22 protein-coding genes and 2 pseudogenes are annotated in these 24,191 nt (G+C 63.9%); 7 read left to right on the forward strand and 17 right to left on the reverse strand.

Features of this window, described 5'->3' with window-relative positions; translation table 11 throughout:
- Positions 1 to 67: 67 nt before the first annotated feature.
- The 4 genes from atpB to aceF form a co-directional block, all read right to left on the reverse strand.
- Complete coding sequence (gene atpB / locus XalbCFBP2523_RS04335; protein ID WP_012917382.1) at positions 68 to 862, reverse strand: F0F1 ATP synthase subunit A; 795 nt, start codon at positions 860 to 862, stop codon at positions 68 to 70.
- A gap of 26 nt (positions 863 to 888) precedes the next feature.
- Entirely contained in the window at positions 889 to 1,254 is a 366-nt protein-coding gene (locus XalbCFBP2523_RS04340; RefSeq protein WP_196297600.1) for a hypothetical protein, read from the reverse strand.
- A gap of 559 nt (positions 1,255 to 1,813) precedes the next feature.
- The gene (gene lpdA, locus XalbCFBP2523_RS04345; RefSeq protein ID WP_045766396.1) at positions 1,814 to 3,613 is read right to left on the reverse strand and encodes a dihydrolipoyl dehydrogenase; all 1,800 of its coding nucleotides are present in this window, start codon (positions 3,611 to 3,613) and stop codon (positions 1,814 to 1,816) included.
- 133 nt (positions 3,614 to 3,746) lie between these two features.
- On the reverse strand, positions 3,747 to 5,441 hold the full coding sequence (gene aceF / locus XalbCFBP2523_RS04350; RefSeq protein WP_045766397.1) for a dihydrolipoyllysine-residue acetyltransferase: 1,695 nt from the start codon (positions 5,439 to 5,441) through the stop codon (positions 3,747 to 3,749).
- A 232-nt stretch (positions 5,442 to 5,673) separates the two neighbouring features.
- Between aceF and XalbCFBP2523_RS04355 the strand changes: the two genes are divergently transcribed.
- Positions 5,674 to 6,405: a hypothetical protein gene (locus XalbCFBP2523_RS04355; RefSeq protein ID WP_045766835.1), complete on the forward strand. Its 732-nt coding sequence runs from the start codon at positions 5,674 to 5,676 to the stop codon at positions 6,403 to 6,405.
- A gap of 3 nt (positions 6,406 to 6,408) precedes the next feature.
- Here the strand turns inward: XalbCFBP2523_RS04355 and XalbCFBP2523_RS04360 are convergent, their stop codons facing one another.
- On the reverse strand, positions 6,409 to 6,975 hold the full coding sequence (locus XalbCFBP2523_RS04360; protein ID WP_045766398.1) for a DNA-deoxyinosine glycosylase: 567 nt from the start codon (positions 6,973 to 6,975) through the stop codon (positions 6,409 to 6,411).
- Between the two features lie 152 nt (positions 6,976 to 7,127).
- On the opposite strand from XalbCFBP2523_RS04360, the gene XalbCFBP2523_RS04365 reads away from it, so the two are divergent.
- Positions 7,128 to 7,760: an OmpW/AlkL family protein gene (locus XalbCFBP2523_RS04365; protein WP_012917388.1), complete on the forward strand. Its 633-nt coding sequence runs from the start codon at positions 7,128 to 7,130 to the stop codon at positions 7,758 to 7,760.
- Between the two features lie 112 nt (positions 7,761 to 7,872).
- On the opposite strand, the gene XalbCFBP2523_RS04370 is transcribed toward XalbCFBP2523_RS04365, so the two are convergent.
- The 5 genes from XalbCFBP2523_RS04370 to XalbCFBP2523_RS04390 form a co-directional block, all read right to left on the reverse strand.
- A complete protein-coding gene (locus XalbCFBP2523_RS04370; RefSeq protein ID WP_012917389.1) occupies positions 7,873 to 8,679 on the reverse strand; it encodes a MetQ/NlpA family ABC transporter substrate-binding protein in 807 nt (268 codons plus the stop codon).
- Between the two features lie 169 nt (positions 8,680 to 8,848).
- Entirely contained in the window at positions 8,849 to 9,544 is a 696-nt protein-coding gene (locus tag XalbCFBP2523_RS04375) for a methionine ABC transporter permease (RefSeq protein WP_045766399.1), read from the reverse strand.
- Entirely contained in the window at positions 9,541 to 10,548 is a 1,008-nt protein-coding gene (locus XalbCFBP2523_RS04380) for a methionine ABC transporter ATP-binding protein (RefSeq protein ID WP_045766836.1), read from the reverse strand. The genes XalbCFBP2523_RS04375 and XalbCFBP2523_RS04380 overlap by 4 nt, the downstream gene beginning before the upstream one ends.
- A gap of 105 nt (positions 10,549 to 10,653) precedes the next feature.
- Entirely contained in the window at positions 10,654 to 11,550 is an 897-nt protein-coding gene (locus tag XalbCFBP2523_RS04385; protein WP_045766400.1) for a DMT family transporter, read from the reverse strand.
- A gap of 71 nt (positions 11,551 to 11,621) precedes the next feature.
- Positions 11,622 to 12,104 (reverse strand): YajQ family cyclic di-GMP-binding protein, encoded by a 483-nt coding sequence (locus XalbCFBP2523_RS04390; protein ID WP_012917393.1) that lies wholly within the window; start codon positions 12,102 to 12,104, stop codon positions 11,622 to 11,624.
- Between the two features lie 141 nt (positions 12,105 to 12,245).
- Here XalbCFBP2523_RS04390 and XalbCFBP2523_RS04395 point away from each other — a divergent pair, with 141 nt between their 5' ends.
- Entirely contained in the window at positions 12,246 to 12,800 is a 555-nt protein-coding gene (locus XalbCFBP2523_RS04395) for a DUF1415 domain-containing protein (protein ID WP_045766401.1), read from the forward strand.
- A gap of 194 nt (positions 12,801 to 12,994) precedes the next feature.
- Here the strand turns inward: XalbCFBP2523_RS04395 and XalbCFBP2523_RS04400 are convergent, their stop codons facing one another.
- Positions 12,995 to 13,693 (reverse strand): pseudouridine synthase, encoded by a 699-nt coding sequence (locus XalbCFBP2523_RS04400; protein ID WP_045766402.1) that lies wholly within the window; start codon positions 13,691 to 13,693, stop codon positions 12,995 to 12,997.
- The gene (locus XalbCFBP2523_RS04405) at positions 13,690 to 14,763 is read right to left on the reverse strand and encodes a class I SAM-dependent methyltransferase (RefSeq protein WP_045766403.1); all 1,074 of its coding nucleotides are present in this window, start codon (positions 14,761 to 14,763) and stop codon (positions 13,690 to 13,692) included. The genes XalbCFBP2523_RS04400 and XalbCFBP2523_RS04405 overlap by 4 nt, the downstream gene beginning before the upstream one ends.
- Positions 14,764 to 14,905: 142 nt before the next feature.
- Between XalbCFBP2523_RS04405 and XalbCFBP2523_RS04410 the strand changes: the two genes are divergently transcribed.
- Complete coding sequence (locus XalbCFBP2523_RS04410) at positions 14,906 to 15,169, forward strand: hypothetical protein (protein WP_045766404.1); 264 nt, start codon at positions 14,906 to 14,908, stop codon at positions 15,167 to 15,169.
- A gap of 158 nt (positions 15,170 to 15,327) precedes the next feature.
- Here the strand turns inward: XalbCFBP2523_RS04410 and XalbCFBP2523_RS04415 are convergent, their stop codons facing one another.
- From XalbCFBP2523_RS04415 to XalbCFBP2523_RS16260, 3 genes are all read right to left on the reverse strand, one after another.
- Positions 15,328 to 16,662 (reverse strand): PQQ-dependent sugar dehydrogenase, encoded by a 1,335-nt coding sequence (locus XalbCFBP2523_RS04415; RefSeq protein WP_012917398.1) that lies wholly within the window; start codon positions 16,660 to 16,662, stop codon positions 15,328 to 15,330.
- 323 nt (positions 16,663 to 16,985) lie between these two features.
- Positions 16,986 to 18,986 (reverse strand): hybrid sensor histidine kinase/response regulator, encoded by a 2,001-nt coding sequence (locus XalbCFBP2523_RS04420; RefSeq protein ID WP_045766405.1) that lies wholly within the window; start codon positions 18,984 to 18,986, stop codon positions 16,986 to 16,988.
- Between the two features lie 385 nt (positions 18,987 to 19,371).
- Positions 19,372 to 19,791, reverse strand: coding sequence for a hypothetical protein (locus XalbCFBP2523_RS16260; RefSeq protein WP_146084031.1), 420 nt, complete (start codon positions 19,789 to 19,791; stop codon positions 19,372 to 19,374).
- Positions 19,792 to 20,181: 390 nt separating this feature from the next.
- Between XalbCFBP2523_RS16260 and XalbCFBP2523_RS17385 the strand changes: the two are divergent.
- The 3 genes and pseudogenes from XalbCFBP2523_RS17385 to XalbCFBP2523_RS04430 all read left to right on the forward strand — a co-directional run.
- Positions 20,182 to 20,304 (forward strand): annotated as a pseudogene (locus XalbCFBP2523_RS17385) (transposase); the annotation flags it as partial.
- Between the two features lie 83 nt (positions 20,305 to 20,387).
- Positions 20,388 to 21,098 (forward strand): annotated as a pseudogene (locus tag XalbCFBP2523_RS04425) (transposase); the annotation flags it as partial.
- A 96-nt stretch (positions 21,099 to 21,194) separates the two neighbouring features.
- Entirely contained in the window at positions 21,195 to 21,764 is a 570-nt protein-coding gene (locus tag XalbCFBP2523_RS04430; protein ID WP_012917403.1) for a DUF3016 domain-containing protein, read from the forward strand.
- A 24-nt stretch (positions 21,765 to 21,788) separates the two neighbouring features.
- On the opposite strand, the gene alr is transcribed toward XalbCFBP2523_RS04430, so the two are convergent.
- Entirely contained in the window at positions 21,789 to 22,862 is a 1,074-nt protein-coding gene (gene alr / locus XalbCFBP2523_RS04435; RefSeq protein WP_045766406.1) for an alanine racemase, read from the reverse strand.
- Positions 22,841 to 24,148: a D-amino acid dehydrogenase gene (locus tag XalbCFBP2523_RS04440; protein WP_045766407.1), complete on the reverse strand. Its 1,308-nt coding sequence runs from the start codon at positions 24,146 to 24,148 to the stop codon at positions 22,841 to 22,843. Before XalbCFBP2523_RS04440 ends, alr begins: the two co-directional genes overlap by 22 nt.
- Positions 24,149 to 24,191 lie beyond the last annotated feature (43 nt).

Consider the following 24,191-nt stretch of genomic DNA (forward strand, 5'->3'; position numbering starts at 1 on the left):
CAAAGTTGCTTGAGGATGGTGAAGCGAACGAAGGGTTACAGAAACAGGTGAAACAGAAAACGAAACGTTAGTGGCTGTCTTCCGCCAGGCTCAGGTACACGATGGACAGCATCATGAAAATGAACGCTTGCAACGGAATCACCAGCAGGTGGAACAGCATCCAACCGAAGCCGAACGCGCCGCCGGCCAACGCACCGAAGATGCCGGCACCGCCCAGCACCCAGATCAGCAGGAACACGATCTCGCCGCCAAACATGTTGCCGAACAATCGCATCCCCAGCGACACCGGCTTGCTCAGCCATTCGACGATGTTGAGAATCAGGTTGAACGGCAGCATCCACTTGCCGAACGGCGCCGTGAGGAATTCCTTGGCCATCCCGCCCACGCCCTTGGAGCGCAGCGAGAAGAACACCATCAGGAAGAACACACTGATCGACATGCCGAGCGTGGCATTGACGTCGGCCGTGGGCACCGGCTTCCAGTGATGCACGCCAGCCAACTCCAGCGGCTTGGCGATGAAGTCCGCCGGGATCAGCTTGATGAGGTTCATCATCAAGATCCAGAAAAACAGCGTGATCGCGATCGGCGTCACCAACTTGCTGGTGCCGTGGTAGGTGTCCTTGGCCTGACGGTCGACGAACTCCAGCATGATTTCCACGAACGCCTGCCACTTGCCCGGCACGCCAGCGGTGGCTTTGCGCGTGGCCATCCAGAAGGCAAACACCATCAGCAGGCCCATCAGCAACGACATCACCAGCGTGTCGATATGCAATTGCCAGAAACCGCCTTCCTGCACCTGGAAGGTGAGGTTCTTGAGGTGATGCTGGATGTAGGAGGTAGGGGTTGCTGCCTCGCCCGCCATGAGTCCTGAGCCTTTTTTCGATTCGATCAACGCCTGGCCAAAGCCAGAACCTGGAACATCAACCCGACGGCGATACCCGCCAACAGGGCCATAGGGGGCAACCGCCACCAGGCAAAACCCAGCGCCAGTACCGCGAACACCAACACCCATTTGAACACCATGGCCACGATCAACCGCGCCATCGCCGAACCCGCTGCCTGCACACCGCCACCGAGCGCCGTGCGTGCCGCCACCCCCCCCCCTGCCACAGTCGCCAGCCCGGTCACAGCGGCACCGATGGCGTATTTCATCCCCAGGCACGAAAACGCCAGGGACACCACAACCACCGCCACCAATGGGTAAATCGCTGCGCGCAGCATCAGCCGCCGACTCGCATCAACGGAGTTCAGCACGGAAAAACCTGCAGTTGGTGGTGGATTGAGGACGTTTTGGCGTCCATCGAGACGCAGAATTATAGCAATGGGACAATTTGCCAGACAACCGCCATCGGCCCTTTACCGCCCCCGACATCAGCCACGGGCGGGGTGGAGCACCATAACACGCAGAACGTGCGGTATCGGCCCCGGATTGTCGCAACGCAACAAGAATCTGCAGGGAACGTTTGATCGCACCTGCTGTCTATGACATAGGGACTGCGCTCATCCTCGTCGTCACCAGCGCGCAGACCCACGGAGCCCCGGTCGCCCCGGGGCTCTTTTTCCTGCCCTTGTGCTTATCCTCTGCGCGGCAAGCGCGGCCACATACTCCTGCGAATGGCGAGCACTTATCGCGGCACCACGACAACCGACCGACCTGAAGCAGTTAGACAACCAACTCACCCTTCGCTGCATGTTGCCTGTCGGCCGATGGTGCCGCCTTCTCATGCCGACGCAGCTTTCTTGCGCAGCGCGCGACCTGCCGATGGCTCCATGCGCCGTTTCAGCGCGATCAGGAAACGGCGCGGCCTGGCTGCTATTTCTTCTTCGGGATGTACAAATCGGTAATCGTGCCGTCGTAGATCTCCGCCGCCATCCCGACCGACTCGCTCAGGGTCGGATGCGCATGGATGGTATGGCCGATATCCTCGACCTCGGCTCCCATCTCGATCGCCAGGCAGATTTCGGCCAGCAAGTCGCCGGCATGCACACCCACGATGGCGCCGCCAATGACCCGATGCGTCTGCTCGTCGAAGATCAACTTGGTGAAGCCCTCCGTGCGGCCGATGCCGATGGCGCGACCACTGGCTGCCCACGGGAACTTGGCCACGCCCACCTTCAGCCCCTTGGCCTTGGCTTCGGTCTCGGTGACCCCGACCCAGGCGACCTCCGGATTGGTATAGGCCACCGATGGGATCACCCGCGCCACCCACTCCTTCTTTTCACCGGCGGCCACTTCGGCGGCCAGCTTGCCTTCGTGGGTAGCCTTGTGCGCCAGCATCGGGTTCCCGACGATGTCGCCGATGGCGAAGATATGCGACACGTTGGTGCGCATTTGCCGATCGACCGGGATGAAACCGCGCTCGGTGACGTGGATGCCGGCCTTGTCGGCGCCGATTTTCTTGCCATTGGGCGCGCGCCCCACCGCGACCAACACACGGTCGTAGGTGGTCGCGGCCAATGCTGGCGCCGCCCCCGCCGCAGCGGCCTCGAACGTCACCGTGATGCCTTTCTTCTCGGCCCTAACCGTCGCCGCCTTGGTCCCGAGGTGGATCTCCACCCCCTGCTGCTTCAGCCGGTCGGCCAGCGGCTTGACTAGGTCCTTGTCGGCACCCGGCATCAGTTGGTCCATGAACTCGACCACGCTAACCTTGCTGCCCAATGCGCTGTACACCGTGGCCATTTCCAGACCAATGATGCCGCCGCCGACCACCAGCAGGGTCTTGGGGATCTCCTGCAATTCCAGTGCGTCGGTGGAATCCATGACCCGCTTGTCGTCCCACGGGAAGTTCGGCAGCTTCACCGCCTGCGAGCCGGCGGCGACGACGCAATACTCGAAGCGCAGCAACTGGGTCTTGCCGTCGCTGCCGACGATCTCCAGCTCATTGGGCGAGACGAAACTGGCCACGCCGGTGACAGTGCGGACCTTGCGCTGTTTGGCCATGCCAGCCAGGCCGCCGGTCAACTTGCCAACCACTTTTTCCTTGTACCCGCGCAACCGATCGAGGGTGATCTTGGGCGCGCCGAAATCCACGCCGAACTCGCCAGCATGCGCAACCTCATCGATCACCGCCGCCGCGTGCAGCAGCGCCTTGGAGGGGATACAACCGACATTGAGGCAGACCCCGCCGAGGCTGGGATAGCGCTCGACCAGCACCGTGTCCAACCCCAGGTCGGCGGCCCGGAACGCGGCGGTGTAGCCACCAGGGCCGGCGCCGAGCACCACCATTTTGCAAGTGATATCGGCAGGCTTGCCGCTGGACATCGCTGGCGCCGACGGCTCGGCCGGGGCACGCTGCGAAGACGCCCGTGGCGGCGTGCTGGCAGGCGCCTCGGTTTTGCCGGCGGGCGTGGCTGCCGACGACGCGGCACTGGCCTGCTCGGCTTCCAACAGCGCGATCACTGACCCTTCGGACAAGGTGTCGCCGAGCTTGACCTTCAATTCCTTGATCACGCCGGACGCCGGGGACGGCACCTCCAACGTGGCCTTGTCCGACTCCAGTGTCACCAGGCCCTGATCCTTTTTCACCACATCGCCGACGGCGACCAGCACCTCGATGACCGGAACGTCGTGGTAATCGCCGATATCCGGGACTTTGACCTCAATGACCGCCATGCAGCTTCTCCTGTGACCCACCGGCACAGCGATGGGCATTTGCAGTTCGTCGGCACGCACCGCGCTTGAGCGCGGCGCACGCAGGTAAGGGGGAGCGGACGCCGCGGCAAGCGCGGCGCCGGCGCAGCTAGCGTTACAGCAGCACGCGGCGCATGTCCGCCAGCACCTGGCTCAGATACGTGGTGAAGCGTGCGGCTGCGGCACCGTCGATGACCCGGTGGTCGTAGCTCAGCGACAGCGGCAGCAGCAATTTCGGCGCGAATTCCTTGCCGTTCCAGACCGGTTGAATCGACGATTTGGACACGCCCAGGATCGCCACTTCCGGCGCATTGACGATCGGAGTGAACGCGGTGCCGCCGATGCCACCGAGCGAGCTGATCGAGAAACAGCCGCCGCTCATCTCGGCCGGGCCGAGCTTGCCATCGCGGGCCTTCTTGGCCAGCTCGCCGCTCTCGCGTGCCAATTCGACCACACCCTTCTTGTCCACGTCGCGGATCACCGGCACCACCAATCCGTTCGGGGTATCGGCGGCAAAACCGATGTGGACGTATTTTTTCAGGGTCAGGTTCTCTCCACTGGCGTCCAGCGAAGCGTTGAAATCAGGGAACTGTCTCAGCGCCGCAGCGCTGGCCTTGAGCAGGAAGGCGAGCATGGTCAACTTGATGCCAGCCTTCTCGTTCTCCTTGTTCAGCAACACGCGCAGCGCTTCCAGATCGGTGATGTCGGCCTGCTCGAACTGGGTCACGTGCGGAATCATCGCCCAGTTGCGGGCAAGATTGGCACCAGAGATCTTCTTGATCCGCGACAACGGCTTGACCTCGACTTCGCCGAATTTGGCGAAGTCCACCTTCGGCCACGGCAACAGGCTCAGGCCGTTGCCGCCGGCCGCCGCCCCGGCACCGACCGGGACGGCGCCGGACAGCGCCGCCTTGACGTAGCGCTGCACATCGTCCTTGCTGATGCGGCCGCCCTGCTCGGAACCACTGACCAGGGACAGATCCACTCCCAGCTCACGCGCGAACACCCGCACCGCCGGACTGGCATAGGGCACTTTTTGCGGCAGCACGCTGTCGGCATTGAATTCCACTGGTGGGCTGCTCTGCGTCGCGGCCGGCGCGGCGGCCCTGACCGGAGCCTGCGTGCCCGCTGCCGCCGGCACCGACGCACCGCCAGCGGCTTGAGCGCTGGGCTGCACCGCACCAGCGCCCGGCGCAGCGGCGGCGGCCACCTCGATCAGCGCCACCACCTTGCCTTGAGACAGGCTGTCGCCCACCTTGACCTTAAGCTCCTTGACGACACCGGCAAACGGCGAGGGCACTTCCATCGTCGCCTTGTCCGACTCCAGGGTGACCAGACTCTGGTCCTTCTTCACCATGTCACCGACCGCCACCAGCACCTCGATCACCGGCACATCGCTGTAGTCGCCGATGTCCGGCACCCGCGCCTCGACCACCCCGCCCGCCGCGGCAGGTGCTGGCGTGGCCGTCTCCTGCTTGATGGGAGCAACCGGGGCGACGTCCTGCTTGGCCGGCGCGGGCGGCGCCTTGGCGGCGGCCGGGGCCGCAGGCGCGCTGGAAGCGCCCGCTGCGGCCACCTCGATCAGCGCCACGAGCTTGCCCTCGGACAGACTGTCGCCCACCTTGACCTTGACCTCTTTGACCACGCCAGCAAACGGCGAGGGCACTTCCATGGTTGCCTTGTCCGACTCCAGGGTGACCAGGCTCTGATCCTTTTTCACCGTGTCGCCGACCGCCACCAGCACTTCGATTACCGGGACGTCGCTGTAGTCACCGATATCGGGGACACGTGCTTCCTTGATTTCGGCCATGCGGGGAACTCCGGCAACTTTGATGAGTAGAAACCCCTATTGTGGCCGCATGCAGCCGCAGCGCCAACCATTGCCGGAGCAAAAACCATCATGGCACGCCTGCGGAGCGACGCAAACAACGTCGACAATGGACTGTACGCTGGCGCATGTTGCGCCGATGCACCGCGCGCGACGGCGCACTGCCTTCACAAGGGCATCTCTAGCATCCCCTCAGGTTCTTGTGAGGATGGTCATGCGGGTCCTAGTGCTGTTGATGTCGCTGGCGATGCCCTTGGTCGCCTGGTTTTCGCAACGTGGCACGTTCGGCCCGAGCAACGGCGCGATCTCGGACGGCTACCCCACTCTGATCGTCGCCGCCGGCTACGCCTTCGCGATCTGGGGCCTGATCTTCCTGCTCGACGTGGGCTTCGGCCTGTGGCAACTGACACCGCGACGCGACGGCACCCTGCCACGGGTGCGATGGCCGACGGCGCTGGGATTCGCGCTCACTGCGGCCTGGATGCCGGTGTTTTCGCAACAGCATTTCCTGCTGGCGCTGGCCGTGATCTGGGCCGCGCTGGGCAGCCTCGCGCTGGCGGCGCTGCGGCTGTCGCGTACGCGAGCTGCCGAACCCAGGCAGACGACGTGGGCGTGGCTGCCACTGTCGCTACATGCGGGCTGGCTCTCGCTGGCAGTTTTCCTGAACACCGCGCAGGTGATCGTGGCTTACCGCTGGCTGTCGACCACGCACATGTTGCCATGGAGCCTGGTGTTGCTCGCACTGGCCGCCGCACTGCTACTGAGCATGAACCATGCGATGCGCGGCAACCCGGTCTACGCCGCCGCCGCGCTGTGGGCGCTGGCGGCGGTCTACGTCAAGCAGATCGGCAGCCCCCTGGATGGGGCTTACAGCGCGGCCTGGGCAGCACTGGCACTGGCGGCGGCACTGCTGGCACAGACGCTGTGGTTGCGCGCGCGGCGCTGATGTTCAGCGCGACGCCGGCGGCAACATCAGCCACGACTGCAGCGGCATCCACGCTTGCAGCAAGCGCGGCAGGGCAAAACCCGCATTGGCCGGGCTGGTGGACGGCAATCTCAACAGGTGCAACGGTGGATCGCGTGGCAACAACTGCGGGTGCACGAAACGGGCGAACGCCTGCGCTGCGGCAGCTCCGTTGCAGGCAATCGCACGTAACTGCCGCAACTGCGCGATGCGCTGAGGCAAAGGATTGGGGACTTCGCTGCCGCGCACGATCGCCGCGTCCAGGCTGCCATGGCGCTGGCATTGACCGATCACGTCCCACAGACCAATGCCAGCCAGGTGCAGCGCGCGCAGGCGCTGCACGTCGTCCAGGGCCGGATCGAAACCGCACAGCGCCGCCATCAGAGGCCAGAACCGATTGCGCGGATGCGCGTAGTAGCGCGCCTGTTGCAAGGAAGCCGCACCAGGCATCGAGCCAAGCACGAGCACCCGACAATCGTCGCGGATCTGCGCAGGCAAGCCCTGCAATAATGGCAAAACCTTCACATCATCTTCACATAATTGAACACTCATAAGTCTTAAAACCTCGTTATTTGAGGCGTCGCAGGGACGTGCCTGAACGTCATCCGCACTCGCCCGACCAGGGTCGGCGAGGATTCATCTTTCCATCGATACGGTGTCCCCGCCCACTTCCCGTGGCCAACAAGAAAAATGAGGAGATTCCCATGCGGTCCATTCAAATTTTGAGCTTGGCTGTGCTTTCCGCCCTTGCGTTTGCGCCTGCCGCATTCGCGCAGGATGACGACACCGCATCCGGCAAGCACTTTTCCGTCGTCGGCAGTGCAACCCTGCTGGATCCGCACTCCAAGCCTGCCAATGGCTTGCACGTTGACGGCGGCCCGGCGCCGACCATCAGCGCCAGCTGGCTGATCAACGACAACTGGGCGGTCGAACTGTGGGGCGCGCCAGACAAGTTCAGCCACCGCGTACGCACCGATGCCGTCGGCAAGGTCGGTAACGTCAAGCAGCAGCCGGTGGCGCTGAGCGGCCAGTACCACTTCGGTGCGGCGGACAACGTGTTCCGTCCGTTCGTCGGCGTCGGCTACTACCAGTCCAACTTCAGCCACGAAAAGATCGATGCGCTCTCGGCCACCGGCAACCACGTGAGTCTGGACACCGCCAAGGGTGCGATCGGCACCGTCGGCGTGGACATGAACATCAACTCCACCTGGTTCGCCCGCGCCGACGCCCGCTACATGCGCTCGCGTCCGGAAGTGGAGGTTGCCGGCAGCGGCACCGGTCAGGAGCTGAAGCTGGATCCGTGGTTGGTCAGCTTCGGTGTCGGTGCGCGCTTCTAAGCATCGGAGTTGCATCGCAGACGCAAACGGGCCCGAACGGGCCCGTTTGTTTTTGTCGCGACACCACACGCCGACAGACAAGATCACAACTTCCTGACCACCAGCACCCGCATCAGAATGCAGGCAGCACCGCGCCCTGGTACTTGCGCAGGATGAAAGCCTTCACCTCCGGACTGGTCAACGCCTTGGCCAATTTCTGCACGCGCGGATCGTCCTTATTGTCGGCCCGAGCGACCAGGAAATTGACGTATGGCGAATCCTTGCTTTCGATCGCCAGCGCGTCACGGGTCGGATTGAGCCCCGCATCGAGCGCGTAGTTGGTGTTGATCAACGCCAGATCGACCTGCTCCAGCACCCGTGGCAGCATCGCCGAATCCAGTTCGCGAAACTTCAACTGTTTGGGATTGGACACGATGTCGCGTTGAGTCGAGAGCGCGTTACCCGGATCCTTGAGCTTAATGACCCCGGCCTTGTCCAGCAGGATCAACGCACGGCTGTTGTTGCTGGGATCGTTGGGAATCACCACGTCGGCGCCCTGCGGTAACTCGGCCAGCGACTTGAAACGACGCGAATAGGCGCCGAATGGCTCGATATGCACGCCGACCACGGTGACCAGATCGCTCTTGCGGTCGTGGTTATAGGCTTGCAGATATGGCTCGGTCTGGAAGTAGTTCACGTCTATTTGCTTCTGCACCACCTGGTCGTTGGGCTGCACGTAATCGTTGAACACGCGCACGTCCAAAATCACACCCTGCTGCTCCAGCATCGGCTTGACCACCTCCAGAATCTCGGCATGCGGCACCGCCGTGGCGGCAATGCTGAGGTGCGACACGTCGGCAGCGGAATCGGACTTGGCACAGGCACCCAGTGCAAGCACGGCAGCTGCGGCGAGCAAGAGACGAAACGGGAGTCTGGTCATGGCAGGAATCCAAAAACGTGAAAAAGAAGTGTGGCTAGCAACCGCAATGAACGCACGCTAGCAGACTGGCTGCAGCGTACGGAACACCCACGGCGTCAGAACGATTTTCGCCGCAATCGGGGGATTGCATGAAACGCATGCGCGGCTGAAGCCGCTGCGACAACTGCACTCAGCGCCGGCTGTAATGAGCAACCAGACGATCGCCAAGCATCTGCAACGCCTGCACCAATACCAGCAGTAACAACACCGTGACCAGCGCCACGTCGGCATGCGAGCGTTGATAGCCATCGCGGTAGGCTAGGTCACCGAGGCCACCGGAACCGATCGCGCCCCCCATCGCGGTGAAGCCGATCAGCGCAATCGTGGTGACGGTGGCACCGGCGATCAAGCCAGGTCGTGCCTCCGGCAATAGCACCCGCGTCACCAGTTGCCAGGTGGTCGCGCCCATCGCAAGACTGGCTTCGACCACGCCACGCTCCACTTCGCGCAACGCCGTCTCCACCAAGCGCGCATAGAACGGTGCCGCGCCCACCACCAGCGGCAGGATCGCACCGCGCACCCCCAACGAAGTGCCCATCGCCCACAGAGTCAGCGGAATCATCGCGATCATCAGGATGATGAAGGGAACCGAACGCAGCATATTGATCGCCAGCGCCAGCATGCCGTACAGCAACGGTCGCTGATGGAGTTGGCGCGGTCCGACCAGAAACAACAGCACGCCTAGCGGCAAGCCGATCAGCAAGGTCAGCGGCAGCGCGCCAACCAGCATGATTAGCGTATCCAGCGTGGCACGGCCGATCTCGTTCCATTTATCGGCATCGAGATGCCGGAATAAGCCACCGGTAGCGATCGCGAAGCAGGTCATCGGCGCAGTTCCTCCACATGCACGCCGGCAGCGACGAATGCGGCCTGCGCCGCCTCAATGTCACCACCGACCAGGGCCAGGGTGAGCTGGCCATACGGGGTGTCCTTGATCCGGTCGATGCGCCCGGACAGGATGTTGTAGTCCACTGCGGTGGTGCGGGCGATATGCCCGAGCAGCGGCGCGTAGGTGTCGGCACCGAGGAAGGTCAGCCGCAAGACGCGCCCGGCCACCGCGACAAGGTCGCGATGCAGTTCGCTCTCGTCCACATGCTCGGCTTCGGAGACGAAACGGCGGGTGGTCGGATGCTGCGGATGCAGAAATACATCGGTCACCGCTCCGATTTCCACCAGACGCCCGGCATCGAGCACCGCCACGCGATCGCAGACCCGGCGGATCACTTCCATTTCATGAGTGATCAGCACGATGGTCAGGCCCAACTCGCGGTTGATCTGCGCCAGCAACGCCAGCACCGAGGCGGTGGTCTGCGGATCCAATGCGCTGGTGGCCTCGTCGCACAGCAGGATGCGCGGCCGCGTGGCAAGTGCGCGGGCGATGCCGACGCGCTGCTTCTGTCCGCCCGACAATTGCGCCGGATACTTGCCGGCGTGTTCGGTCAATTCGACCCGAGCCAGCAGTTCGGCCACCCGCAAGTCGATGTCCGCGCGCGGCGTGCCCGCCAGTTCCAGCGGGAAGGCGACGTTGCCGGCGACCGTGCGCGAGGACAACAGATTGAAGTGCTGGAAGATCATGCCCACGCGCTGGCGCAGCGTCCGCAGCCCGGCACGGTCCAGCGCGGTGACGTCCTCGCCCCCGATGCGCAAGCATCCGCCGCTGGGCTCCTCCAGCCGGTTGATCAGCCGGATCAGGGTGGATTTACCGGCGCCGGAATGGCCGATGATGCCAAACACCTCGCCGGCCTCGATCCGCAGATCGAGCGGATGCAGCGCCACGACCGGCTGACCGGCAACGCAATAGGACTTATGCAGGCGCTCGAACTGGATCACCACACGGTGCCATCAGCAAAGGGGGACAAAGCCTAACAGGCCAGGATGGCGGGTGTTATTCCATCGGATTCTAACCCCCGCATCGCGTGGCCGGCACCGACCAGGTCATGGGTGCATCTGCGGCGGCGGATGGGGTACGGCGCGTACCCGTTCGCGATGCAGCAGGTACAGGCCACTGGCGACGATGATCGCACCGCCCACCCAGGTCCAGATATCGGGCAGCGTGCGCCACAGCAGCCAATCCCATGGGATCACCCACAGCAGGCCGCTGTATTCCAGCGGCGCGATCAGGGAGGCGTCGCCGCGGCGGAATGCCTGGGTCAGCGCGACTTGGCCCAGCGCCCCGGCCAGGCCCATGGTGGCGATCCAGCCCGCATCGCGAGGATACAGCGGCGTCCATTCCGGCAGCGCCAACGCGCCAGCGCCTAATGCCATGAGCAATAAAAACCAGACCACCAGCGACTGCGGCGTATCGCTGCGCGCCAGCAGGCTGACCAGGATCGTCGCCACCGCATAGGCACCGGCCGCCAGCAGTACCATCAGACCTGGCAGCGAGACCAGCCCTCCCACACCCGGCCGCAGCACCACCAACACGCCCACCAAGCCGATGCCGATCGCGGCCCAGCGCCGCGGGCCGACATGTTCGCCAAGCAACGGCACCGACAGCGCCGCCACCAGCAGCGGCGAAACGAAGTAGATGGTATACGCGGTGGACAGCGACAGGTGGCGCAAAGCCCAGGCGAAGCAGGCGATCATCGCGATACCAAGCATACCGCGCAGCAGATGCAGTCCCCAGCGCACCGGCATGATCGCCCGTGGCCCGGCGCTGAGCAGCACCCACAGCAACACGAACGGTAGCGAGGCGGCGCCGCGCAGCGTTGCAATCTGCAGCGCCGGATAATGCGCGCCGAGCAACTTCATCGCCACGTCCATCAGCGAGAAAAACGCGACCGCAGCGATCATCCACGCTGCAGCTACAGCATTGGTACGGGAACGGGGCATGCGCGGATTATCGCCGCAATCGACGCCGGATGCCTATGCGCATGCGGCGTTGCCCACGCACCGCCTTGGGATCAATCGCGGAAGTTGTCGAACTGCAACGGCAGTTCGAAATCGCTCTTTTTCAGCAAGGCGATCGCATCCTGCAGATCGTCGCGCTTTTTGCCGCTGACACGCAGTTTTTCGCCGTTGATCTGGGCTTCCACCTTGAGCTTGGCCTCCTTGAGCGTGGCGACGATCTTCTTGGCCAGCTTCTGCTCGATGCCTTGCTTGACGGTGACTTTCTGCCGCGCGCCAGCCAGATTGGTCTCCACATCGCCAAACTCCAGGCAGCGCACGTCGATGCCGCGAGCAAGCAGGCGCGCGCGCAAAATGTCGGTCATCTGCTTGAGTTGGAAGTCGCTGGGCGCGGACTGGGCGATGACCTGATCGTCCAGTTCGAACGCGGCCTGCACGCCCTTGAAGTCGAAGCGCGTGGCCAGTTCCCGATTGGCCTGGTCCACCGCATTGGTCAATTCGTGCTTGTCCACTTCGGAAACGACGTCGAAGGACGGCATGGCAATTCCTCGAAAAAAGAACGTCTATCCTACCGATGTCGTTGCCGCGCTGCTGCCCGCACCGTGCCAGCCGCCGCATCGGGACACCCCGCATCCGGCATACACTTGCCCGCCCGCGCTCTACACAACGTCGCCGCCGCCATGGACCCCACGCCCGCCCCCCACACCGCCGATCCCATCGCACTGACCCGCCAGTGGCTGGAACGCGCGGTGATCGGTCTGAACCTGTGTCCGTTCGCCAAGGCGGTGTACGTCAAGCAGCAAGTGCGCTACGTGCTCAGCGATGCGACCACGCCCGAGGCCCTGCTCGAAGAATTGGCCGAGGAACTGCTGCTGCTGCGCGATACCCCAGCCGAACAGATCGACACCACGCTGATCGTGCATCCGCAAGTGCTGCAGGATTTCCTGGACTACAACGACTTCCTCGACAACGCCGACGCGGCGGTCGACGCACTGGAACTGCTGGGTATCCTGCAAGTCGCCAGTTTCCACCCGCACTATCAATTCGCCGGCACCGCAGCGGACGACATCGGCAACTACACCAATCGCGCCCCCTTCCCCACCCTGCACCTGCTGCGCGAGGACAGCGTGGAACGTGCCGTGGCCGCGTTCCCGGACGCGGACGTGATCGTGGAACGCAATCTGCAGACGCTGGAGACACTGGGCGTGGACGGCTGGAAAACATTGTTCGGATAAGCCGTCGATCATCCAGGTCTGCCGCCGATCCGGGCGTTTTCCTCCGGCAAGGATCGACCATTGCAGGAGCAGGACCAATCGCGACAGCTTATCCCGTCACGTCTGCCACTCTCAGCGCACATCGCGTATCGTGGTTTTCCTGAACCCAGGATGTTCCCGGCGCAAGGCATGCGCACTTTGCGCAATCCAGACGGCTACTCGAATACCTGCGCCAGCTCCATTGGCTCCAGCGCACGCCACTGCCCGGCCGGTAGTGCGTCCAACGCCAGGCCACCGATACGGCTACGGTGCAGCGCGAGCACATGGTTGCCGAACGCGGCGAACATGCGTCGCACCTGGTGGTAACGGCCCTCGTGCAAGACAACGCGCACCTGACGCAGCCCCAGCACCTCCAATTGCACCGGCAGCAAGGGCGTGGTTTCGCCATCCAGCAACAACGTGCCACTGGCGAACTGCGCGGCCTCATCGCCACGCAGATCCTCGGCCAGGGTCGCCTCGTAGATCTTGGCCAGACGCGACTTCGGCGAGACGATGCGATGCAGCAAGGCGCCATCGTCGGTCATCAACAGCAGACCGCTGGTATCGCGGTCCAGGCGTCCGACCGTGGACAGCAGCGGCGACCGCAGGCGAAACCGCGCTGGCAACAAGTCGTAGACGATACGTCCAGGGTCCTTGGTCGAACAGGTGTAGCCGACCGGCTTGTGCAACGCCAGGATCAGCCCCGGCGGCGGATCCAGCACCTCGCCATCGACCCGGATCGCCGCGTGCGGGACCTGATCGTCGGCATACAGGACATCGCCATCGGCATCGGTGATGCGTCCCTCACGGAACATCAGCGCCACTTGCTTGCGGCTGCCGTAGCCCAGGTTGGCCAGGTGTTTGACCAGCTTCATCGACGTTCCGTCATGCGACTGCGCACTGCACAGATCAGCTTGAAACCGTCGCGGGTGGCGACCACCTCGGTCGCGCCGAAGCTGGCATCCAGCACCGCTTCGTAGGGCAGGTGTCGGTTGGCGACCAAATACAGGCGCCCGCCGGGCGTCAGCGCCTGCGCGGCCACCGCGATAAAGCGGCGACCGATGTCCGGCCGTTCCATCCGCCCGGGCGCGTGGAACGGCGGATTGCTGACGATGACGTCGTAGTGCGCAGGCAATCCCACGGTCACATCGTGCCAGTGGAAACCCAACGCCACCGTGGCCGCGGTCTGTGCCAGGTTGTGGCGCGCCAACGCCAACGCGCGCGCATCGGCTTCGAACAGATCCAACGCCGTGATCTGTGGACAGCGCGCCAGCAATTCGGCCGACAGATAACCGTAGCCAGCACCGAGATCGGCGGCACGGCCGCGCAAGTCCGCCGGCAGATGCGCGGCCAAGAGCGCCGAAGCCGGGTCGATGCGGTCCCAGGCGAACACACCGGGACGGCTGCGGAAGCGCCCGTCGAGGATCGGCCGCGGCGCGTCCAGGGCCGCCCAGCGCTGCTGCAAAGCGGCGTCGTGCGTCTGGTGCAGGGGCGCGGTCCAATACACCCGGCAGTGGTGCTTGGTCAGCTTGCCGCCGAGGCCAGCCAATTGCCGCAGGTCGTCCTCGCCGGAGCGCGCGCCCTCATTATTCGCTTGGCAGGCGACCACCACGCCACCGGGCGCGGCCAGCGCCAACGCACGTGCCAGCAGGGCCCGCGCCTCCTCGCGCTGGCGTGGCGGTAACACCAGCACCAGCGCATAACCGCCAGGATCGTCGTGGCTATCAACCTGCTCCGCACGAACCTCCCAGCCACCCTGCTGCAAAGCCGTGGCAAATGGGCGGTAATCCTGTTCGCAGACCAGTTGCGTCGCCTGCGCATGCTGGCGCAGCGCCCAACCCTCGCGCGCGCGCAAGAACAGCACCTTGCCGTCCGGCCAACGCAGGCTGCCCTGGGCGAACGGCAGGAACAGCGTGTCGAGGGGAGCATCTTGCACAGCCGGCATCGGGAATCGCACTCGGGTGGGACGCGCATTCTACCGGGAGTGCGACAGTTGACTGGACTTTGCGCGAATCCAACGTCGCTTTGATGCGCCGGCAACATGCGCGCGCCTAGTGTGGGATGCACCCAATGCTTGGAGAAGCAACATGCGCGCAGTCTTCATCGGTGGCGTCGTCGACAACAGCGAAGTGGAACTGGATGGCAACCAACCGCCGTTGCACTATCCGGACAGCGCCGACAGTCAACGCCTGCGCTATCGTCTGCACCAGCGTGGAGAGCGCGACGACGGCCGAGTGGTCTACGCCATTTACGCCGCACCAGGACTGGACGGCACCGAGGTCAAGCGCGTGTTCAACGAACGCGGCTATGCGCGCCGCTTCGGAGTGGAACCGGCGCTGGTGGCGCATTGAGCGCTCTAAAGGTGGCTCACAAAACGTCGCGAGTTGCTGTCGGGCAGTGGCGGGCAGCGCGGAGGACATGAAAATTCCGAGCACTGTCAGCGTCCGTCCAGCGGCGACGCAGTCGTTTTGTTAGTTACTCCGCGTGGGAGTGCGGCAACCGCTCATGCCTATCTGCCCATCTTCGGCGTGACCCGCCAGACCACGTTGCCGACATCGTCGGCAACCAGCAACGCGCCCGGCTTGTCCACCGCCACACCCACCGGGCGGCCTTGCGCGCGGCCTTCGACGTCGAGAAAACCGGTCAGCACATCCTGCGGCTTGCCAATGGGCTTGCCACCGACAAAGGGGACGTAGATGACCTTGTAACCGGAGGGCGGATCGCGATTCCAGGAGCCGTGCTGGCCGACGAAGGCGCCACCACGATAAGCCGGCGGCAACAACGTACCTTCGTAAAAGACCAGGCCCAGCGACGCCGTATGTGCGCCAAGCGCATAGTCTGGCTTGATCGCGCTCGCTACCAACTGCGGATTTTGCGGCTGCACCCGCTCGTCCACATGCTGGCCGTAATAGCTATAGGGCCAGCCGTAAAAACCACCCTCGCGCACCGAGGTCATATAGTCCGGGACCAGATCGCTGCCGAGTTCGTCGCGCTCGTTGACCACCGTCCACAGCGTGTCGGTGCCGGGCTGCCAAGCCAACCCCACCGGATTACGCAGGCCACTGGCGAATACCCGGGTGGCGCCGCTGGTCACATCCACTTCCAGGATCGCCGCGCGGTTGAGCTCCTGTTCCATGCCATTCTCGGCAACGTTGCTATTGGAACCCACGCCAACGTAGAGCTTCTTACCATCGCGACTGGCCAACAGACTCTTGGTCCAGTGGTGATTGATGCCGCCGGGCAGGTTGGCGACGAAACTGGGTGCAGCACTGATTTGGGTATCGCCATCATTGTAGGGGAAGCTGACGAGCGCATCGGCATTGGCAACGTACAGGCGATCGCCAACCAGGGCCATCCCGAACGGGGAATACAGGCCCTTCAGAAACTGCGTGCGCACTTCGGCCACGCCATCGCCGTCGGCATCGCGCAGCAAGGTAATGCGATTGGCACTGGATACCGCGGCACCTGCCTTGGCCATCATCGCACTCTGAATCTTGTCGCGCAGGCCACCGCCTTGCGTATCCGGCGCTGGAGGTGCCGCGGTCTCGGCCACCAACACATCGCCGTTGGGCAGGACATACAGCCAGCGTGGATGATCCAGATCGCGCGCGAATGCATGCACCGCCAGGCCAGCGGCCGGTACCGGCATGGCACCGTCGACCCAGCCCTTGACCTCGGCGATCTTCACAGTGGGAATCATCTGCTTCACCGGATCGGGCAATACTGGATCCGGCCCCATGCCATCCTCGATGGAATATTTGGCGGTGTCGCCGCAAGCGGCGAGCAGCGCAACCGCAAGGGAGCACACCACCCAGCGGGCACGAATCGACGAAAACATGGACATGCGTCGTAGAGATCCAGGAAATCGGGCGGACGACGATGATGCACAGCCCCGCCACAGAAAAAGTGAAAGCCATGTCAAGAAGCGGCGGCGCGACGATCACGGCACCAGAACCGCCACGACCATCGGCACACCATGCGGATTCGTGCAACCAGAAAATTCATGCCGCATCGACGGGATCGCCCAGGTTCAATGCGCCCCTGAGCAGCACCACCTTCACCACCGTCTGCGCCACGCAACGCCTGTATCCCATGCACAATCGAGAGCGTGCCGGGGCACACGCCCCCATCATCGCACCCGCGACGCACATCGACCTGCAACGCGACTCAAGCTTGCCGCGCGAAGCGCACCGCCGACACCAACTGCGCCACGCTGTACGGCTTGGCCAGATGCTCCTGAAACCCGGACTGCAACGCGCGGCGACGATCGTCGTCGCGCGCCAGCGCGGTCACCGCCACCGCCGGCAGTTCGGCCGCACCCAGGCACATGATCTCGCGCACGGTGCGAATCAGGCCATAGCCGTCCATGCCCGGCATGCCGATATCGGTGACCAAGACGTCGATGGCGGTATGGCCACCATCATCGAGCACCTCCAGCGCTTCGCTGGCGGAACCGGCCACGACGACCTCCGCCCCCTGCGCTTCAAGCAAGCGCCGCAGGTAATCGAGCATATCCGGCTGATCTTCCACCGCCAGCAGACGCATGCCCTTGAGCGCATAAGCCTCGACCACCTTCTCGGACGTCGCGAACGCACGCACCTCGCGCAACGGACGCTTGCACGATACATCGCGGTGCAACGGCAGGCGCACGGTGAACACCGCGCCGCAACCGCGACCCTCGCTGGCCGCGCTGATCTGTCCCCCGTGCATCTCCACCAATTGCTGCACGATCGCCAAGCCAAGACCCAGCCCGCCATGCAGGCGCGTGGTGGTGCTGTCGGCTTGGCGAAACCGACCGAACAGATGCGGCAGGAAATCGGCAGAAATGCCATCGCCGGAATCGCGCACCGCGATGTTGACGTGCTCGCCGTCTGCATCCACCTCGATCGTCAAGGCAATGCGCCCATGCGCAGGCGTGAATTTGATCGCATTGGACAACAGATTCCAGAACACCTGCTGCAAACGCGTGGCGTCGCCCAGCACCATGCACGGCTGCGATGGTGCCTGCAGGGTCAATGCCTGGTCCTTGCCATCGGCCACAGGCTCCTGCGCGCGCATCGCCTCGCGCACCTGCTCGGCCAGATCCAGCGCTTCTACTTCCAACTGCACCTTGCCCAGCAGCATACTGCTGAGATCGAGCATGTCCGAGATCAACCGCTGCTGCGCACGCGCGCTACTGGCGATGACCGACAGCCCCTTGCTGCTGGGATCATCCGGCGGCAATCGCTGCAACAGCAAGTCGCTCCAGCCGAGGATGGTGGTCAGCGGCGTACGTAGCTCGTGCGACAAGGTGGCCAGAAATTCGTCTTTCAGCCGTGCCATGCTCTCGGCAGCGTTACGCGCAGTACGCTCGGATTCCAGCAGTTGCTCACGCGCCAGTTCAATATCGCGGCGTTCGGTGACGTCCGGACTGCTGCCGGCCAGACCGATGAACTGACCCTCGGCGGAGTAACGCGGCACTGCGGTCATCTCGACCCATCGCCATTGGCCGTCATGGCGGCGCGCACGCACCAGCGCACGCAGGTTGCGTTGATCGCACAACGCATTCCGCAATTCGAAAGCGAACACGCCTGCATCCTCAGGATGCAGCACATTGCTCCAACTCGGACGTGCATCGTCGGCCTGCATATCGATGCCGAAGAATTCCGCGTAGGCGGTATTGGTGAAACGCAATTCGCCGCTGACATCCAGCACCCACACCGGCATGGGCAAGCCCTCGGCGAGCGCGCTGAAGCGCGCCTCGCTTTCGGCAAGATCGCGCTCCACCCGTTTGCGCTCGGTGATGTCGAGAAACTGCACGGCGATTTGGCACAGCTCTGGCGCGCCGATACGAAACGCATCCACCGCCCACCAACGGCCCTGCTCGGCGGCAAAGCTCTCGAACTTGGCCGAACGGCCGCTCAGCGCAACTTCGCCGTAACGCTGGAACCAGAGCTCCTCATGAGCCGGCGACAACTCGCGCATGCGTCGGCCGACCACGTCGTGCATGCCGGTTTGGCGTTCGAACGCCGCATTGACCTCCAGGAACACGTAATCCACCGCACGCGGGCCATCGAACAACACCTGGACCACCGAAAAGCCGTAATCGATCTTGTCGAAAATCTCGCGGTAATGCAGATCCTTCGCCTGCGCGAGTGGAGACGAGGAAGAATCGGAACTGGCATACATGACGGCAATTGTTCTAGACGCGGCCTGCGTTGGCGAATGGGCGATGCGATCAGCCTCCCCAGCACAGACAGCACGCCAGGACACCAAGGATGAACCTCCATCTTGTTGAAACGGCCCGGCTGCCGTCAAGCCTTGGCCGCAACCGGCCAGAAGCGCCACATGCCTTAGCAGACGCAGCGACACGCTCTGCACGAACGCTTCGGCACCTTCGGCAATCCATCTGTGGCATGCGGGTCGGGCGTATGGCAGCGCGTGTGCAACGCCTTGACTGAGATACGAACATCATGCGCGCCGCTGGATGGATTGTGCGCGGCAGCGCTGACATCGGCAACGCGACGGCCCGTAGCACGGTGGGCCGCCGCGTACATCAACGGCTGTTAATTGTTTATTTCAACGGTTCGATCGTTAAAGTCCCTGCATCATATAATTCTTTCGAAATAGTAATCAGTAGATTGCGCGTACTATTCACGTTATACCCAGTCACGTATGATCCGATTACATATGAATTACAGGCATCATCTCGCATCGCATACACGTCGTAAGTGGAACCGACTAATAGAATCGGAACGCGGCCGTAGCCGGGCTGATTATTTGTCGGCGGAACCAGCTGGACACACCCCGGCGTGTTACTATGATGACCGGTGACTTGTATCATCAGTGATTTCGCCCCGACGTCATAATTTTTCGTAATAGCAGACACGATTTTTACTTGTGCGCTACCGGATGTGGAAGCACCGGCAGCCAGTGCGAGCACCGTGCATATCGCGGCTTTGCGGAAATTCCGAATGGTCGAATGTGTGTACATGAGGATGCCTCTTGATAATGTGGCGGGGGATGCGATGCACTGACCAACCGTTGGGGGACCGGTTGTTAATGCAAGACACTCGCCATTATTAGGCAGGCTTCGTAGTAGTTCGCCATGAAGCAACGACGAAATGAGTTTCGTATCACAAAATATTTACAGTGGACTGAGCGCGACGCTTCCAGACACGATCGCATCGCCCCGCCCTGTCAGGATATGGGCCAGGGGACACCATTTAGAGCGGCTAACAAAACTACTACGCAGCCGCCAAACGGGTGCGGACGGCGCACAGATGAATCAGCGAACAATCCGCCGTGCCATCGACGCCCCCCCATGTCAGAGTAGTTGTCGCCCGGATAGGATTTACAGCGGGGGCGATAACGAGAGGTTGACGTGGCACGATACGGACAGCAGTTCAAGGACAAGGCGGTGGCGCGGTTGCTGTCGCCAGAGAGTACGTCGGTGGATGCGCTTTCGCGGGAGATTGGAGTCTCGGAAGCGACGCTGGAACGCTGGCTGAGCCAATCGTTGGCCGAGCCACCGCGAGCCGGCGTGTGGACGGCGGCGGCGCGGTTTGATGCGGTGTTGACGACGGCGAGCCACGTCCAAGCCGAGCGCCGAGCACGCACATCGCCACCGCGCCGGGCCAGGTCTGGTGCTGAGACATGACCTATCTGCCCACCGACGTGGTAGGGCACTGGTATTACCTGTTCCTGATCATGGACGTGTACAGCCGCAAGATCATCGGCTGGGAGGTCTATGAGCGCGACCGCGCCGACCACGCCACCCAACTGGTCCGGCGCACCGCCTTGGCCGAGCAGATCGCGCTCAAGGCACCAGACCAACGCCCCGTGCTGCACGGCGACAATGGCGCCGCGCTCAAGGCCACCAGCGCGCTGACGATGCTGCACTGGCTGGGCATCAAGCCCTCGTACTCGCGCCCGCGTGTGAGCGACGATAACGCCTTCGTCGAATCGTTGTTCCGCACCGCCAAGTACCCGCCTGAGTTTGCGAACAAGGGCTTTGCTGACCTGGAGGCTGCGCGCCAATGGGCGGCCAGCTTCGTGCAGTGGTACAACCACGCGCATCGGCACAGCGGCATCGGGTATGTGAGTCCACAACAACGCCATACCGGCCAGGACGTGGACCTGCTGCAAGCACGCCATGCACTGTATCAACAGGCCCGTCATGCCCATCCCTTGCGTTGGAGTGGCCCAACGCGAAGCTGGGAACGGATCCAGGCGGTCACGCTCAATCCTGAAAAAGATACGGTCGTCGCGGCAACGACGCAGACTCCAATTGCCGCATGAGACAGGCGAAAACTACCTTTACATGCACCGGCCACCGCGATTGCAGACATGGCGGCACGCGCGCACACTTGATCGACACGTGCTTGGAGATCCGCCATGACGATCCGTTCTGCCTGGATGGCGCTGGCTATCGCCTGCCTGTGGGCGGGCGGGGCCTGCGCCGAGGTCCGCAACGTCACCGATCCGCAGGCCGCGCGCAGCATCGCCGGCGACAGCCCGGTGCATGTCGGCTGGGCCGACCCGGCCACCTTCAGCGAACTGCGCCAGAGCCGCAACCGCTGGGACGCCGAGCGCGGCGACTGGGTACACGATCTGGCCGCATACCTGCAGAAGCAGGCAAGCAAGCAATTGCAGCCCGGGCAACGCCTGGACATCGAGCTGACCGACATCAAGCGCGCTGGCGACTACGAGCCCTGGCACGGCCTGCAATGGAGCGATGTCCGGGTGATGCGCGACATCTACCCGCCCCGGATCAATTTGACCTTCACCCTGTATGGTGCCAATGGCCAAGTCGTGGAACAGGGCGAGCGCAAGCTGTTGGACGGCAGCTATCTGCTCAATAGCTCGCTCGGCCTGAACACCGATCCCCTGCGCTACGAAAAGCGCATGCTCGACGACTGGCTGCATCGCGAGTTGCGCAAGGATGCCACCGTTGCAGAGCGCTGATGCGGCGGGAGCGCGAGCCGCCCCCTAACCGCCCAGGTAGTGGCGCGGCGCGCGCTTGAGCCCGCACAGCAGGCGATAGGCACTGGAAGCACAGCGTGCGGCCAGCGCATCGATCCGCGGTTGTGCGCCCCACAACTGCACCACGCTGCCAAGCCCGGCCTGCGGATGCTCGGTCAGATCCACGGTCAGCATGTCCATGGACACGCGTCCGATCAGCTCGCCCGGCATCCCGTCGATCAGCACCGGCGTGCCGTTCGACGCGAACTGCGGATAACCGTCGGCATAGCCGATCGCGACCACCCCCACCCGGGTCGGCCGCGGCGCGACGAAGCGCGCACCGTAGCCAACCGGCTCGCCGGGCGCCAGATCGCGCACCGCGATGACCTTGGATTGCAGGGTCATCACCGGACGCAGTTCGCCCGGTTGCGCCGCTGCCGCCGCGAACGGGTCGGCGCCGTACAACATCAGACCGGGACGCGCCCAATCGCTGTGCACCTGCGGCCAGCCCAGCAAGGCTGGCGAATTGCACAGACTGATCTCTCCGGCCAGGTCGGCGGTGGCCTGTCGGAACACCTCGACCTGTTCCAGTGTGCGTGCGCTCTCCAATTCGTCGGCACGGGCGAAATGGCTCATCAGCACCAGCCGCTCGACCTGCGGCAACGCGCTCAGCCGCGCATGCGCGGCACGGAATGCGTCCGGGGCCAGGCCGAGCCGGTGCATGCCGCTGTCCAGCTTCAGCCACAGGCACAGCGGCTGCGGTGCGTCGAAGGCGGCGATCGCCTCCACCTGCCAGGGCGAGGCCACCACGCACCACAGCCGATGCGCGGCGACCAGCGGCAATTCGTCGGCCTCGAAGATACCTTCCAGCAGCAGGATCGGCGCCGCGATGCCGGCCTGACGCAGTTCCAGCGCCTCCTCGATGCAGGCCACCGCGAACCCGTCCGCCTCGGCCTCCAGCGCGCGCGCGCATGCCACCGCGCCATGCCCATAGGCATCGGCCTTGACCACCGCCAGCGCCTTGCCGCCCCCGAGCCGCCGAGCCAGACGATAGTTATGGCGCAGCGCGTCGAGATCGATCAGCGCACGAGCTGGGCGCACGCAGCAGCCTCCGCAGCAAGTGCGCTGGCAGCACGTGAATAACGGAACAGATCCAGACCTTCGCCGTCGATCTGCGGCTGACGCGAGGCAATCAAGTCGGCCAGATAGCGGCCGGAACCGCAGGCCATGGTCCAGCCAAGGGTGCCGTGGCCGGTATTGAGGAACAGGTTGCGGTAGCTGGTGGCGCCGACCACCGGGGTGCCGTCCGGGGTGGCCGGGCGCAGCCCGGTCCAGAATTCGGCGGCGGCCAGATCGCCTCCGTACGGATACAACTCGCGCACTACCTTCTCCAGAGTGGCGCGGCGCCGCGCCGGCCGCGACAGGTCGAAGCCGGCCAGTTCGGCCATGCCACCGACGCGAATGCGCTGATCGAAGCGAGTGATCGCTACCTTGTAGGTTTCGTCCTGGATGGTGGAGATGGGCGCCCGTGCAGGATCGCGGATCGGCAGGGTCAGCGAGTAGCCCTTCAACGGATACACCGGCAAGCGGATCCCCAACGGCGCGAGCAACGCCGGGGAATAGCTGCCCAGCGCGACCACATAGCGGTCGGCACGCTCCACACGGCCACCAATGCGCACGCCATCGAGGCGGTCGCCATCAGCCAGCAACGCCTGGATCGTCTCGCCATGGCGAAACTGCACGCCCGCCGCCGCCGCCAGCGCGGCCAGACGCTGGGTGAACAGGTGGCAATCGCCGGTCTGATCGTTGGGCAGGCGCAACGCACCGACCAGCGTCGCGGGCGCGTCGGCCAGAGCCGGCTCGACCCGGGCAATGCCGGCGCGGTCCAGCAACTCGTAGGGCACGCCGTACTCGCGCAGCACCGCGATGTCCTTGGCCGCGCTGTCCAACTGGGCCTGGGTACGGAACAACTGGGTGGTGCCGAGCTGACGCCCTTCGTAGGCGATACCGGTCTCGGCGCGCAACTGATCCAGGCAATCGCGGCTGTACTCGGACAGGCGCACCATGCGCGCCTTATTGATCGCATAGCGCTCAGCCGTGCAATTGCGCAACATCTGCGCCAGCCACAGGTACTGCTTGAGATCGGCGGTGGGGGTGATCGCCAGCGGCGCGTGGCGCTGAAACAACCACTTCAACGCTTTCAGCGGCACACCGGGTGCAGCCCAGGGCGAGGCATAGCCAGGCGAGACCTGCCCGGCATTGGCATAGCTGGTCTCCAGCCCGGCCGCTGGCTGGCGGTCGACCACGGTCACATCGCAACCGCTGCGGACCAGATACCACGCCGTGGCCGTACCGATCACACCACTGCCGAGAATCAAGACCCGCATGCATCTACCTCGTCTGGATCAAATCCCTGGCTGAATAGCGCCA

Source organism: Xanthomonas albilineans (assembly GCF_002939705.1).
GTDB classification, from domain to species: domain Bacteria; phylum Pseudomonadota; class Gammaproteobacteria; order Xanthomonadales; family Xanthomonadaceae; genus Xanthomonas_A; species Xanthomonas_A albilineans.